The sequence below is a fragment of the Acinetobacter shaoyimingii genome, from assembly GCF_011578045.1.
In the GTDB taxonomy this organism is placed as follows: domain Bacteria; phylum Pseudomonadota; class Gammaproteobacteria; order Pseudomonadales; family Moraxellaceae; genus Acinetobacter; species Acinetobacter shaoyimingii.
The window spans coordinates 2589146-2602878 of the sequence record NZ_CP049801.1 but is presented as its reverse complement, the minus strand read 5'-3'; the positions used below and the strand labels follow the sequence as shown (position 1 = coordinate 2602878).

Below are 13733 nucleotides of genomic sequence, written 5' to 3'. Positions count from 1 at the left end.
TTATAATAAAAATGGATATTTTATATTCATTTACTAAGCTTATGTTTGATATTTTTTATTGAAATACTTTTAATTATTAGTAATTTATATGATTTGAGAAGAATTATAAATTAATCGAATTATTGAATCAATACGATTCGAATTTTACATAAAGAATCTTTTAATTGAGTATAAAATATACGAAATTTAAAGGCTTACTTCACTATTAATCTTTAAATACGATGAGTTTAAAACCACTTTCAATGATTTATAATGAAAAATCAGGATTTCATGCCAACAATCATGACGAAGTCTATGAGCAGCTCATGACCATTTGGACCGAGCATGAATTTGAAATTCAGGTGTTTGACATCGCTTCAGAACCCAATGTTGCGACCCTGATTCAAAAAATTATTAAACGACACGAAGCTTATGATGATCATGGTGTGATTGTCGCTGCGGGTGGGGATGGAACATTAAATGCTGTTGCTGCGCAGTTAATCAACCAAAAAATTCCTATGGGAATACTACCGCTAGGTACGTTTAATTATGTTGCTCGTGTGCTCGATATTCCATTGGATATTTTAAAAGCTGCTGAAGTGATTGCAACAGGACAGGCTCGATCGTCTCATGTGGCCAGAATTAATGATCATGTCTATTTAAACAATGCCAGTTTAGGTCTTTATCCTTTATTTATTAAAAAACGTGAAATTTATAATCAAAAATTTGGTCGTTTTCCATTTAATGCTTATACCTCAGGTCTTGATGTCTTAATTCGAGATCGTAAGGAGTTAAAATTAGAAATAGATGTTGAAGGAAAAAGTTATGCGGTAAAAACGCCCCTGATCTTTTTTGGCAATAATCAATTACAACTTGAAGAAATGAATTTGAAAATAGCCAAAGCTGCGGAACTAGGTGAAGTTGCAGGGGTTATTATGGCGAAAAGTGATAAAATTACGCTATTTAAAACCCTGTATAAGTTAATTCGAGGACAACTTGAAAAGGCCACAGAGGTTCACAGCTTTAGTGGTGACCGTGTGACAGTGAAATCCAAAAAGAAAACCCTGACTGTCGCTATTGATGGGGAAATTGTTGAAATGAATACGCCATTAAATTTTTATGTGGAAAAGAATGCCTTAAATATAATGGTGCCTCATGATTCTGCATCTGTCTGATCTGCACTTTGGCACTGAAAAGCAGGAGTGTTTAAGGGCCATTGAGCGTTTTTGTCTTGAAAATAAACCTGAGGCGATTGTGGTTAGTGGAGACCTTACACAGCGAGCACGGTTTAAGCAGTTTTATGCCTGTAAAGTATTTTTAGATGGGCTTAAAACGCCTTATATAGTTGTGCCAGGAAATCATGACATTCCTTTATATAATCTTTGGAATCGCTTTCTAACGCCTTTTTTACGTTATCAACTTTTTTTCGGAAAAATGGAAAATGTATTAGAAACCAAAGAATTTTACTTTGTTGGGGTAAATAGTATTCGGCGTAGGCATCACACGCGAGGTTCAATTTCCTTAAAACAAATCGAACATGTAGATCAACTGCTTCGCAATGCACCACGACAAAAAAGTAAATGGGTGGTTGTGCATCAACCGTTTTATACTGAACCAGATGATTTACATGGATTGAAAGATTGTCCAGCTTTGGGGCATCTTGCACTTAAGGTCTGGAGTCAATCAGGTTTAAATGGATTGTTACATGGGCATTTACACCAGTCTGCAATCTTCGATCTGAACCAAATATATGATTTAGGTCGTTCACATCCTGTTCTAGATGTTCACGCTGGAACAGCAACGTCATATCGATTGCATCATGGATTACCGAATAGTTTTAATGTGATTTATAGCAATACAGATATTCGTCATTATTATTTTTCAAAAGCATTGCAGTCATTTGTTCTGGATGAGCGAAAAATGAATTCGATATCAAATTTATAAATTTAGCGTAAAAAAAATACAAAAAATTGATTTTTTTTTAATTTTGCCCTTGAAGCCTTTTTTTCCATCCCCACAACAGAGTCATCTAAATTTATTTTTGACGATGACCCAAGGAATAACAAAGTTATCGTCTGTACACTGTATCAAGACCTTAAGTCTGTGGAGTTTTTTTATGAGCAATATTCGTCCGTTACATGATCGTGTTGTGATTCGCCGTGTTGAAGAAGAAACTAAAACAGCTGGTGGTATTTTACTTCCAGGTTCTGCTGCAGAGAAACCAGCTCAAGGTGAAATCATTGCTGTAGGTAATGGCCAAATTACTGACAATGGTGTTCGTGCTTTAGATGTTAAAGTGGGTGATAAAGTGTTATTTGGTACTTATGCCGGCACTACCGTTAAAGTTAACGGTGAAGAACTTCTTATTATGAAAGAGTCTGACATTTTAGCTGTGTTAGAAGGCTAACTGTTTATACAGTTTTGCAGATTACATAGTTTTCAGATTTCTTTTTTGCAAATTTATTGTAAAAATTTAAAAATATTTTGGAGTTAAAGATGTCAGCTAAAGACGTAAAATTTGGTGATTCAGCGCGTTCAAAAATGATCGCTGGTGTAAACGTACTTGCAGATGCAGTCAAAGTGACTTTAGGTCCTAAAGGTCGTAATGTTGTGATCGACCGTTCTTTTGGTTCACCGCACATCACTAAAGATGGTGTAACTGTTGCAAAAGAAATTTCATTAAAAGACAAGTTTGAAAACATGGGCGCTCAACTTGTACGTGAAGTGTCTTCAAAAACAAATGACATCGCAGGTGACGGTACAACAACTGCAACTGTATTGGCTCAAGCAATTTTAAATGAAGGTATCAAATCAGTGACTGCGGGTATGAACCCAATGGACTTGAAACGTGGTATCGACCTTGCAGTTAAAGCGGTTGTAGAAAATATTAAAGCAACTGCAAAACCAGCTTCAGATACAAAAGCAATTGAACAAGTAGGTTCTATTTCTGCAAACTCTGATGCGACTGTGGGTAAACTGATTGCTCAAGCAATGGAAAAAGTGGGTAAAGAAGGTGTTATCACTGTAGAAGAAGGTTCTGGCTTCGAAGACTCGCTTGATGTTGTAGAAGGTATGCAATTTGACCGTGGTTATATCAGCCCGTACTTCGCAAACAAACAAGATACTTTAACTGCAGAACTTGAAAACCCATTCATTCTTCTTGTAGACAAAAAAATCAGCAATATTCGTGAGTTGATCACAGTATTAGAAGCAGTTGCTAAAACAGGTAAACCACTGTTAATCATCGCTGAAGATGTTGAAGGCGAAGCGTTAGCGACACTTGTTGTCAACAATATGCGCGGTATTATTAAAGTATGTGCTGTAAAAGCACCTGGTTTTGGTGACCGTCGTAAAGCAATGCTTCAAGACATCGCGATCTTGACAGGTGGTACTGTGATTTCTGAAGAAATTGGCATGTCACTTGAGCAAACAACATTAGAACACTTAGGTACTGCACATAAAGTGACAGTGTCTAAAGAAAACACTGTTCTTGTTGATGGTGCTGGTAATGCTGAACAAATTGCTGATCGTGTTCAACAAATCCGTGCGCAAATCGAAGAATCAACTTCTGAATACGACAAAGAAAAACTTCAAGAACGTGTTGCAAAGTTAGCAGGCGGTGTCGCAGTGATCAAAATTGGTGCTGCAACTGAAGTTGAAATGAAAGAGAAGAAAGACCGTGTAGATGATGCGCTTCATGCGACTCGTGCTGCGGTAGAAGAAGGTGTAGTTGCTGGTGGTGGTGTTGCACTCGTACGTTCTGCTAAAGCACTTGATGGTTTAGTTGGTGCGAACGATGATCAAAATGTGGGTATCAACATTTTACGCCGTGCAATTGAAGCGCCACTTCGTCAAATCGTTTCAAACGCAGGTGATGAGCCTTCGGTTGTCATTAATGCTGTAAAAAATGGCGAAGGTAACTTTGGTTATAACGCTGCTACTGGTGAATATGGCGATATGTTAGAAATGGGTATTCTTGACCCAGCTAAAGTAACGCGTTCAGCACTTGAACACGCTGCATCAGTGGCTGCATTGATGTTGACCACAGAATGCATGATCACAGATATCCCTGAAGATAAACCTGCTATGCCAGATATGGGCGGCATGGGTGGTATGGGCGGTATGATGTAATTTAAACATCATAAACCTGTACAAAAAAATCCTCGCATATGCGAGGATTTTTTGGCCTAAAGCAAAACGCCTTTTGAATCATCATCATGATTTCAAATATTGAGAAAAACCGTCATGTCTAAGCATTCACCATGCGACATGCTGACCTCTTTTAACACAAGATCAGCATTTTAAAAGTGCAATGATTTGGCCTTTTATACAATCAAAATCAACCTTCTAGAGTTTATTTTTTACAGCATTTGAAATTAATCTTTAAAGTGAAAATTAAAATTTTATTTTTCAAAAATTAAATTGAAATACATAGGATCTATTGGCATTTTAACCATGTGTTGCGTTATAGGCTAAAACAACAAATTAGGGGGGATTGGATGACAAGGGCTTTTCTCTTGTCGAGCTTCCTAATATTTGCATCAGTGTGTTAAAAGTTTTTTACGACTCAAGAACAAAGACGGTTTATAACAGGAAAAAATAAATATGATTAAAAAGACGTGATTAAAAAAGGAATTAAAACAGGTCATTGTTACTGCAAATGGACTAAAAATTCAAAAATCCACACAACGCAGCATTAACGAAATAAAATAATTAACCACGTCGCGGTAATAATCGCTAAAGCAACAAATTGAGCCGCACTGCCCATATCTTTGGCATTTTTAGAAAGTTGATGGTGTTCTAAAGAAATACGATCGACAACAGCTTCGATAGCAGAATTAAAAAGTTCTACAATAATTGCCAACAAACACACGGCGATCATCACCGCTTGTTCAACTGCAGTGATATTTAGGAAGAATGTTAAGGGAATTAAAATAATATTAATTAAAATAATCTGACGAAAAGCAGCCTCATTTTGGAATGCAGCTTTGAATCCAGCAATTGAATACCCCGTTGCATTGAAAATGCGTTTAATTCCAGTTTTACCTTTAAATTCAGAATATTGATTCATAGAAAATCATCGAAAATAGAATTATTTAAATCAGGATAATACAATAAAATTAAAATAGAATTAAGTAGGTATAATGAAATATAAAATATTTTTTTCAACAATATCAAAAATTTATTAATTGATTATGAATTTTTAAAAGGTTCGTTTTAATATGGTTTTCCGCTGAGCAAAAGCATCACGCCACACACTAAAAAAGAAAATAGGTGTAAGGTGATGCGCTTATAATTTAAGGAATTGAGCGACACTTAAGGTGTTTTTTGAAATTTTATTAAGGCTTCACGACCCAATTGAGGATCATCAGTAAATAAACCATCGACACCCGCTTTAAAGAACCTTGTGTATTCTTGCTCTGCGCCTTTGATACATCGTTCAGCTAAACTCTGGCTACAGCGTAAATAACTCGGTAAAAAATTATTTTCTGGTCTTAGTGTGTAGGGGTGAACTTTTAGACCTACAGCATGAGCATCTTGAATAAAACTGGTTGTGGAGTTTTGATCTGTATTCGAAAAGATATATGTTTTACTTGGTCCGACTCCATCTGCATAAGTAGCAATTTGTTTGAGTCCAGTCGGAAGGGCAAGATCCAAATAGGTTTGTTTATTGCCACTTTCTACCAAATCAGCTGGACGCATGATTGGACTATCCAGTAGCTGAATCAGTTTGGTGTGCTTTAAGGATGGGTTTTGAGCTAACTTTTGCTTGAGATACTTTAAATTACTGACTTCAAATGATTGTAAATAAATAGGCGCAATTTCGCGTGTGTATTTGTACTTGGCCAAAGTGTGTAGAAGTTGATCTTCCATAGATAATCCCAGTTTTTTGAAGTAAGTTGGGTGCTTGGTTTCTATATATAAGCCAATAATTTTGCCGGTTTTTTGATAATGCTGATCCGCCAATTCAATGATTTGATCTAAGGTTGGAATGGAGTATTGATCATTATATTGAGTATTATCTGGACGTAGCTCTGGAATGCGTTCTCGCGCTTTAACATTTTGTTGTAGTTCATTATAAGTAAAGTCTTCGCTAAACCATCCAGTATAGTTTTGCCCATCAATCGTCTTTGTCGCTTTACGATTGCTAAAGTTGGCTAAGGTACTGACATTGGTGGTTCCGCCAATTTCATTTTCATGACGTGCAATAAGTACCCCATCTTTGGTCGACACCAAATCAGGCTCAATAAAATCAGCACCATCTGCAATGGCTTTTTCATAAGAAGCCAAGGTATGCTCAGGTCGAAGCGCACTCGCACCGCGATGCCCGACAATGATTATCTTTGGTTCAACATATGTATTATCAGGTGGTGTAGGAACATGCTGAGCATTATTTTTTGAATCATCACTATGACATGCACTCAATACGCTCACCAAACCTAAGCTAAAGATGATTTTTTTATACATCACTGTCTCATGTAATTTTATTTAGAAAACTTGAATGTATAAGGCTTATTTTTCAGTTCAATGACACAATTTAAATCGGTCTAGAACATCTCGATTTTGAGCTTAAAAATCTTCTCCATATTTCCTCCTTAATTCTTTATAAACGCTGGATTTCTGTTATTTTCCTTGTGTTTTTTTCAACAGTGATTGAATATCAATCTCATTGTTATAATTTGTACAAAACAACCCATTTATTCATCTCATTATGAATGTGAACGATGCTATCTAAGTTTTTTATTGAACGTCCGATTTTTGCTGGTGTTTTGGCTATCTTTGTCATGGCCTTGGGTTTATTTGCCCTGAACAATTTGCCTGTTGAGCGTTATCCAGATATTGCGCCACCTCGTATTACCATTAGTGCAACCTATTCGGGTGCAGATGCCGAAACGGTTGAGCAAAGCGTAACGCAGGTTTTAGAACAGCAAATTAAAGGTTTAGATCATCTTTTATATTTTAGTTCCAATAGTGACTCGACAGGACGAAGTCGTATCAGCATCAGTTTTGAAAATGGAACAGATCCAGATACCGCCCAGGTCCAAGTTCAAAACTCCATCAATAGTGTGATCAGTCGTTTACCTGAAGATGTACAACGCCAAGGGGTTAATGTCCTGAAGTCATTGGGCGATACACATATGGTGATTGGGTTGTATGATGAGACCCGTAAAAGTAGCAATATTGAACTCTCTGATTATTTACTGACGCATTTAGAATCTGAAATTGCACGTGTTGATGGTGTGGGTGAGTTAGATGTATTTGGTTCGCAGTTTGCAATGCGTATCTGGCTCGACCCAAATAAACTTCGACAATTCCGTTTAATGCCAAGTGATGTTCAACGTGCGGTTGAAGCACAAAATACTCAAGTGGCGGCAGGTGGGGTTGGTGAGTTACCAACAGTATCTGAACAATACTTAAATGCGAAGGTGACCGCAGGTACACGTTTAAAAACAGTCGATGATTTTAACCATATTATTTTGAAATCCACCCAAGCGGGTGAATACGTTTATTTAAAAGATGTCGCTCGCGTTGAAATGGGGGCAGAGAATTACCAATCTTATAACACCATTAATGGTTATCCATCTTCTGGGATGGCGGTGTCTTTGGCATCTGGCGCCAATGCTGTTCAGACTTCTAAACGTATCTATGAAACCATTGAACAGTTTTCTAAACAATTACCGGAAGGGTACAAGCTGGTTTATCCAAATGACAATACACCTTTTGTTGAGGAGTCGATTCATGAGGTTGTAAAGACCTTATTTGAAGCGATTGTACTCGTGATTATCGTCATGTTTTTGTTTTTGCAAAACTGGCGAGCGACCTTGATTCCAACTATCACTGTTCCAGTGGTGTTGTTGGGCACAATGGCAATACTTTATGTGCTGGGAATGAGTGTCAATACCCTGACTTTATTTGCCTTAGTCCTCGCCATAGGTTTGTTGGTGGATGATGCAATCGTTGTGGTGGAAAATGTTGAACGCCTCATGCATGAACAGCATTTGACTGCCAAGCAAGCGTCCATTGAATCGATGCATGAAATTAGTGGTGCATTGGTGGGAATTACTTTAGTGCTCACGGCTGTATTTATTCCAATGGCATTTTTCAGTGGTTCTACAGGGGTGATCTATCGTCAATTTTCCATCACCTTAGTCACGGCTATGTCCATTTCATTGATCGTGGCTTTGATACTGACGCCAGCTTTATGTGCCATCATCTTAAAACCCACTGAAAAGCCCTATCGCTGGGCGACACGGTTCAATCAATTTTTGGATCGCATTAAACATAGATATTTAAAAATTTCTCATTTGACCATTCGAAATCGAATCGTAAGTTTGATTTGTGCATTGGGCTTAATCGTGGTTTTTGCATTGTTTTATCGAAGTTTGCCGACCAGTTTTTTACCAAGCGAAGATCAAGGGACTTTAAGTGTACAAGTCACTTTACAAGACAGTGCGCCAATGGCGAAAACCCGTGAAGTGGGTGAAGAAATTCGTGCCTATTTTTTAGATCAAGAAAAAGCCAATGTTGATTTAGTCATGTTGCGTTATGGACGTAACCGAGCAGGGACGGGGCAACATTTAGCACAAGGCTTTATTAAATTAAAACTGTGGGATCAACGCACGGGTAAAGAAAACAGTGCAGAAGCGATTCGTGAACGGGCTCTGAAACATTTTCGAAATCATCAAAATGCTCGAATTAACTTGAATATGCCGCCTGTCGTGAATGGTCTAGGTGATACCAATGGCATTAATCTTTGGTTACGTGATATTGAAGGCAATGGCCGTAAAGTTTTGAATGAACAATTTAAACAGATGCAAGAAGATGCGAAGCAGTTTCAATCATTTGAAAATTTAAATAAAAAAGCGGCTCCAGATAAAGCCAAATTCGATGTGAAGATAGACCAAAAAGCAGCAATGGCATCGAACTTGGCGATTGCTGATATTAACAGTACGCTTTCAGCTGCGCTTGGCGGTAAATACATCAATGACTTTATTGATCGAGGTCGAATTAAGCGTGTCATGATGCAAAGTGATGCTGCTTTTCGAGCGAAGCCTGAAGATTTAAATTTCTGGTCCGTTCGTAATAGTAATGGTGAGATGGTTCCTTTCAGCAATTTCTCGCAAACCACTTGGACTGGTGGTCCTGAAATTGTCAATCGCTTCAATGGCTATACAGCCATCGAGCTAGAGGCAGAAAAAGGTGCAAATTCGACGACCGGTCAAGCCATGCAAGATCTGGTTAAAATAGTCGATTCTGTTAAAGGAGCTGATTTGGCATGGAGTGGTATGTCATATGAAGAACGCCAATCTAGCAATCAGTCATTGTTACTGTATTTGGTTTCAATCGGGTTTATTTTCCTCTGTTTGGCTGCATTATATGAAAGTTGGTCTATTCCTACAGCGGTCATGACTGCAATTCCTCTAGGAATTGGCGGAAATATTATCTTCAGTTATTTTGCTGGATTTCCAAATGATATTTACTTCCAAATTGCGCTCCTCACCACGATTGGTTTGTCTTGTAAAAATGCAATTTTAATTGTGGAATTTGCTTATTTGGCTGAGCAAAAGGGCAGTGATGTGGTTGCAGCTGCGATCGAAGGTGCGAGCTTACGCTTACGTCCAATTTTGATGACATCATTGGCCTTTGGTGCAGGAGTGATTCCATTGATCTTTGCTTTTGGTGCAGGAGCAGCGAGTCGACAAGAAATCGGTATCAGTGTTTTTGGTGGTGTGATTTTTGCCACGGTACTGGTTCTGATCTTTATTCCGTTTATGTATGTGTTGGTCAGGAGTATATTTTCCTCAGCCAAACCGTGAGTGTAAATATTTTAATTCTGTATAGTTTTAACAATATTTCATGAAATAAATGAATATAAGCCAAGTATCAGGTGGTTTGATGTAACTATTTAACCACCTGATTTTGAAATAATTAAAATTTTATTGTTAAAAATAAAATGTTGCAGTTTTACAGATAATCATTGTATCTATGGACTTTAAGTTGCTTGATTGTATACTAGTATTCAAATTAAGCTAAAACAAATAATTAAATCAATATTTGAGTTTTAAATGTTAAAAAAAGACGACATAACAGCGCATAACAACTTTGAAAATATAAGGGTTGCTTTAGAACAACAGGATGTCGAAAAAGTTTTGCAGATTACACAGCATATCAAACCCGCTGATATTGCGATGTTGTCTCATCATATGACGCCTCAACAGCAGATCGAATTTTTTTCTGTTCTACCTAATGCAGCTTATGTCTTTGAGCATTTAGACCTCGTTGAACAAGTTCGCTTGGCCCTTCAGTTTCAAGCAGATGATTTGGTTGCGCTGATTTCAAATATGCATTCAGATAAGCGTATTGATGTTTTTAAAGCTTTACCATTACAACTGCAGAACTATATTTTTTCTCAATTAGATGCAGACAAAAAAGCGCAAATTCAGGCATTGATTGTCTACAGAGAAGAATCTGCTGGCTCCATCATGAGTTCGGATTATGTGACTTTATCCGCTCAGCTGACCATGCAAGAAGCCATTGTACAACTCAGACGTGTGGCAGCTGATCGAGAAACTTTGTATCTCATTTATATCACCAATCAGGCGCATCAACTGCAAGGTGTTATTTCATTACGTCAGATTATACAGTCACCCCCTGAACAATTGATTAAAGAAGTGATGACCACTGACTTGGTTGTGGGTTTGGTCGACGAAGATCAAGAAAGTATTGCCACCAAACTCAGTCATTATGATTTTATTGCATTACCCATTGTCGATCATGAGCAACACCTAGTGGGTATTGTGACTTATGATGATGCTATGGATATTTTCCAAGAAGAATTTACTGAAGATATTTTAAAAGGGAGTGCGGTTGAGTCGACCACGAAGCTAAGCTTAAAAACTGCACCTATTTTTACGCTTTATCGTCAGCGTGTTTTCTGGTTGGTGATATTGGTTTTTGGTAGTTTATTGTCTGGAATTGGTATTTCACATTTTGAAGAAACCATTGCTGCAAATTTAGTTTTGGTGTTCTTTTTACCTCTATTGGTAGGCAGTGGAGGTAATGCTGGTTCTCAGTCATCCACATTAATGGTACGTGCAATAGCCACAGGTGATGTACATATTAAAGATTGGTTTTCATTATTAGGACGTGAAAGCTTGGTGGCTTTATGTCTTGGTGCAACGATGGCATTTGCAGTTTCTATTTTAGGTTATATACGTGGTGATCACATGGTTGCCTTAGTATTAGCCATCAGCATGATGGGTATTGTATTGGTTGGGTGTCTGATTGGGATGAGTTTGCCTTTTATTTTAAATAAACTGGGACTCGATCCAGCCAGCGCATCTGCACCTTTAGTCACTTCAATATGTGATGCTACAGGCGTGATCATCTATTTATTTATTGCATCACAGCTATTGGTCAATATTGTTTGAGAGTGCTTTTCTTAAGTTACTCTTTTAATGCAGTCAGGCACAATTTAATGCTATAACAAAGCATCAGATTTATCGTTGATTAGATGATTAAAACAACATGACAGAAAAAAAATTAACACAAGTTGAAGTGGTTAAGCTGGAACGTGATTTAGCTAAATTTGCCAATATGATGGATTCAGTGGTTAGGATTCCATTTACTAAACAAGGCGTTGGTGCAGATGCCGCCTTAAGTACCATACCTGTTGCAGGAGATATAGCAGGCTTTGCTCTAACTTGTTATGCGGTATATAAAGCAAAAGAAATTGGAGTGCCTCAGTCTAAACTCAATGGGGTGATTAAGCTGGCGGTGATGGATGCCGTGGTCGGATTTATCCCTGTTGCGGGGACGTTATTTGATATTTTTATTCGGCCTAGTCGTAAAGCTCTAGATTTGGTTCATGATCATATTCGTGAAGAGTATCAAATTCATAATGATGATCATGTGGTACATCCATTTTTACATGAGAAATTGGAACAGAAGCAACAAACATCTGCCTTTTGGCGTAATCCACTGGTGGCTTGGTTGTGGTTACATATTCCTGATCTTTTAGGTTTAATTGTACTGATTTTGATTATTGCAGCCACTTGGTTTGGCGGAATGGCTTTGTGGAATTGGATACAAAGTTTAAATCACTGAGTTGTGATAGAGGTTAAAGCAACACAAATTTGGCATGAATCGATGACAATGGTGATTCCCTTGTTGATGTTGTAAAGGGAAATGAAAAATAATGAACCCCATACTGCAAGTGGATTGCATTGTTGCCAATCTTCCTGCGATTGATTTAGATCAAACTCACTATTTTATGCCTTACTGGGTTTTGCTTGTATCTATCAATCTACAATCTAAAGTTTGGATGATTCTAAAACAGTGGAGTCTGTAAGTTGAGTTTTTTCATCATCCTGAACTTGAGCTTCAACAAGCGTGGCATAGTGCATGTATACGTTTGGAAGAGTTAGTGAAGCTCTATGACCCATGGAAAATTTGGATCTTCATCTATAGCGCATTGCCAAATTAATGCCAATTGTAGATTCTGATGATTTGAATATTTTTTGTTAGATACTAATGGCAGTTGATTAAGATGCATTCAGAATACTTAAAGATTTAAGAGATTTAAATAAAAATGGGTCTACAAAATCTAAAATCAAAAAAAGCCCCATATGAGGCTTTTTTGAATCTTGAAAGCGAAGAATCGATTATGGGCAGTTTAGCTGACGCAAAGCTGCAACACGTTGTTCGATGCTTGGATGAGTTTGGAATAAAGCCGCTAAGCTAAATCCTTCTTCTTTACCTTCAGCAATCGCAAACGCTTTCATTTCTTTTGGCATTTGATCTGGCATTTCACTCTCAGCCTGTAGGCGAAGTAAAGCCGAAATCATGGCTTCTTTACCTGCTAGACGTGCACCAGCTTCATCGGCACGGTATTCACGGTGACGAGAGAACCACATCACAATGGCCGATGCCAAGATACCAAACACGATATCCAATACGATCGTGATTAGGAAATAACTCCAACCAGGAGCCTCGCCATCTTCACGACCAAAGACGTTGCGGTCGACAAAATCCCCAACAACACGTGCGAAGAACATGACAAAGGCGTTGACAACACCTTGGATTAAAGCCAAAGTCACCATGTCGCCGTTCGCAACGTGACCAATTTCATGCGCCAAAACAGCACGAAGCTCATCTTTGTTCATACGTTCTAATAAGCCCGTAGATACAGCGACAAGAGAATCGTTTTTATTCCAACCTGTAGCAAATGCATTGGATTGATATGAAGGGAAAATACCCACTTCAGGCATATTAATACCAGAGCGTTGGGCTAATTGAGAAACCTCTTGTAATAACCATGCTTCAGCTTGGTTGCGAGGAGCATTTGGATCAATTAACTCTGTACCAGTTGTCTTTTTTGCAATCCATTTTGACATGAATAGGGATACCATAGATCCCACCATACCAAAGACAAAACAGATAACGAGCAAGTTGCCTAAGTTTAAGCCTCCTGCGCCATGGTAGCTACCGACACCGAAGAGCGACAATATAATGCCCGCTACAACCAGTACCGCGAGGTTGGTTAGCAAAAACAAACCAATCCGCATCATTGAGAAAACCCTCATTTAAATTAAGAAATAAAATCAAATTTTTTGATTTGCTAGACTTTAATATGCGTATGATTGCACTAAATTTCAAGTCGATTGAATAAAATTTACAAACAAATATGATTAAGCTCTGCTGACATTTCAGCGATGAACTGCACTATAAGTTAAAACAATACAAATAAAATA

The 13733-nt window shown here is 37.9% G+C and carries 11 protein-coding genes; 8 read left to right on the top strand and 3 right to left on the bottom strand.

Annotated features, from left to right (window positions below; genetic code table 11):
- Window positions 1-221 precede the first annotated feature (221 nt).
- The 4 genes from G8E00_RS11680 to groL all read left to right on the top strand — a co-directional run bounded on the left by G8E00_RS11680 (window position 222) and on the right by groL (window position 4110).
- Window positions 222-1154, top strand: a complete 933-nt coding sequence (locus G8E00_RS11680) for a diacylglycerol/lipid kinase family protein (RefSeq protein WP_196781987.1) — start codon at window positions 222-224, stop codon at window positions 1152-1154.
- Window positions 1135-1923, top strand: coding sequence for a metallophosphoesterase family protein (locus G8E00_RS11675; RefSeq protein ID WP_166224824.1), 789 nt, complete (start codon window positions 1135-1137; stop codon window positions 1921-1923). Before G8E00_RS11680 ends, G8E00_RS11675 begins: the two co-directional genes overlap by 20 nt.
- Window positions 1924-2095: 172 nt before the next feature.
- Window positions 2096-2386 carry a co-chaperone GroES gene (locus G8E00_RS11670; RefSeq protein WP_005176348.1) on the top strand — a complete coding sequence of 97 codons (291 nt, stop codon included), beginning with the start codon at window positions 2096-2098 and terminating at the stop codon, window positions 2384-2386.
- An 89-nt stretch (window positions 2387-2475) separates the two neighbouring features.
- Window positions 2476-4110: a chaperonin GroEL gene (gene groL, locus G8E00_RS11665; protein WP_166224821.1), complete on the top strand. Its 1635-nt coding sequence runs from the start codon at window positions 2476-2478 to the stop codon at window positions 4108-4110.
- A gap of 565 nt (window positions 4111-4675) precedes the next feature.
- Here groL and G8E00_RS11660 read toward each other — a convergent pair.
- On the bottom strand, window positions 4676-5050 hold the full coding sequence (locus G8E00_RS11660) for a diacylglycerol kinase (RefSeq protein ID WP_166224818.1): 375 nt from the start codon (window positions 5048-5050) through the stop codon (window positions 4676-4678).
- Between the two features lie 245 nt (window positions 5051-5295).
- Window positions 5296-6447, bottom strand: a complete 1152-nt coding sequence (locus G8E00_RS11655) for a glycerophosphodiester phosphodiesterase (RefSeq protein ID WP_166224815.1) — start codon at window positions 6445-6447, stop codon at window positions 5296-5298.
- 257 nt (window positions 6448-6704) lie between these two features.
- Between G8E00_RS11655 and G8E00_RS11650 the strand changes: the two genes are divergently transcribed.
- The 4 genes from G8E00_RS11650 (at window position 6705) to G8E00_RS11635 (ending at window position 12331) form a co-directional block, all read left to right on the top strand.
- On the top strand, window positions 6705-9797 hold the full coding sequence (locus G8E00_RS11650; RefSeq protein WP_166224812.1) for a multidrug efflux RND transporter permease subunit: 3093 nt from the start codon (window positions 6705-6707) through the stop codon (window positions 9795-9797).
- Window positions 9798-10046: 249 nt separating this feature from the next.
- On the top strand, window positions 10047-11411 hold the full coding sequence (gene mgtE, locus G8E00_RS11645; RefSeq protein WP_166224809.1) for a magnesium transporter: 1365 nt from the start codon (window positions 10047-10049) through the stop codon (window positions 11409-11411).
- Window positions 11412-11508: 97 nt separating this feature from the next.
- The gene (locus G8E00_RS11640) at window positions 11509-12087 is read left to right on the top strand and encodes a DUF4112 domain-containing protein (RefSeq protein WP_166224807.1); all 579 of its coding nucleotides are present in this window, start codon (window positions 11509-11511) and stop codon (window positions 12085-12087) included.
- A 91-nt stretch (window positions 12088-12178) separates the two neighbouring features.
- Complete coding sequence (locus G8E00_RS11635) at window positions 12179-12331, top strand: VOC family protein (protein WP_166224804.1); 153 nt, start codon at window positions 12179-12181, stop codon at window positions 12329-12331.
- Between the two features lie 313 nt (window positions 12332-12644).
- Here the strand turns inward: G8E00_RS11635 and htpX are convergent, their stop codons facing one another.
- Window positions 12645-13550, bottom strand: coding sequence for a protease HtpX (gene htpX, locus G8E00_RS11630; RefSeq protein ID WP_166010938.1), 906 nt, complete (start codon window positions 13548-13550; stop codon window positions 12645-12647).
- Between the last annotated feature and the right edge of the window lie 183 nt (window positions 13551-13733).

Excerpts from the sequence above, each read along its gene's own strand:
- G8E00_RS11670 (WP_005176348.1), top strand. The coding sequence starts at position 2,096 with ATGAGCAATATTCGTCCGTTACATGATCGTGTTGTGATTCGCCGTGTT.
- G8E00_RS11680 (WP_196781987.1), top strand. The coding sequence starts at position 222 with ATGAGTTTAAAACCACTTTCAATGATTTATAATGAAAAATCAGGATTT.
- G8E00_RS11650 (WP_166224812.1), top strand. The coding sequence starts at position 6,705 with ATGCTATCTAAGTTTTTTATTGAACGTCCGATTTTTGCTGGTGTTTTG.
- htpX (WP_166010938.1), bottom strand. The coding sequence starts at position 13,550 with ATGATGCGGATTGGTTTGTTTTTGCTAACCAACCTCGCGGTACTGGTT.
- G8E00_RS11640 (WP_166224807.1), top strand. The coding sequence starts at position 11,509 with ATGACAGAAAAAAAATTAACACAAGTTGAAGTGGTTAAGCTGGAACGT.
- groL (WP_166224821.1), top strand. The coding sequence starts at position 2,476 with ATGTCAGCTAAAGACGTAAAATTTGGTGATTCAGCGCGTTCAAAAATG.
- G8E00_RS11655 (WP_166224815.1), bottom strand. The coding sequence starts at position 6,447 with ATGTATAAAAAAATCATCTTTAGCTTAGGTTTGGTGAGCGTATTGAGT.
- G8E00_RS11675 (WP_166224824.1), top strand. The coding sequence starts at position 1,135 with ATGATTCTGCATCTGTCTGATCTGCACTTTGGCACTGAAAAGCAGGAG.
- mgtE (WP_166224809.1), top strand. The coding sequence starts at position 10,047 with ATGTTAAAAAAAGACGACATAACAGCGCATAACAACTTTGAAAATATA.
- G8E00_RS11635 (WP_166224804.1), top strand. The coding sequence starts at position 12,179 with ATGAACCCCATACTGCAAGTGGATTGCATTGTTGCCAATCTTCCTGCG.
- G8E00_RS11660 (WP_166224818.1), bottom strand. The coding sequence starts at position 5,050 with ATGAATCAATATTCTGAATTTAAAGGTAAAACTGGAATTAAACGCATT.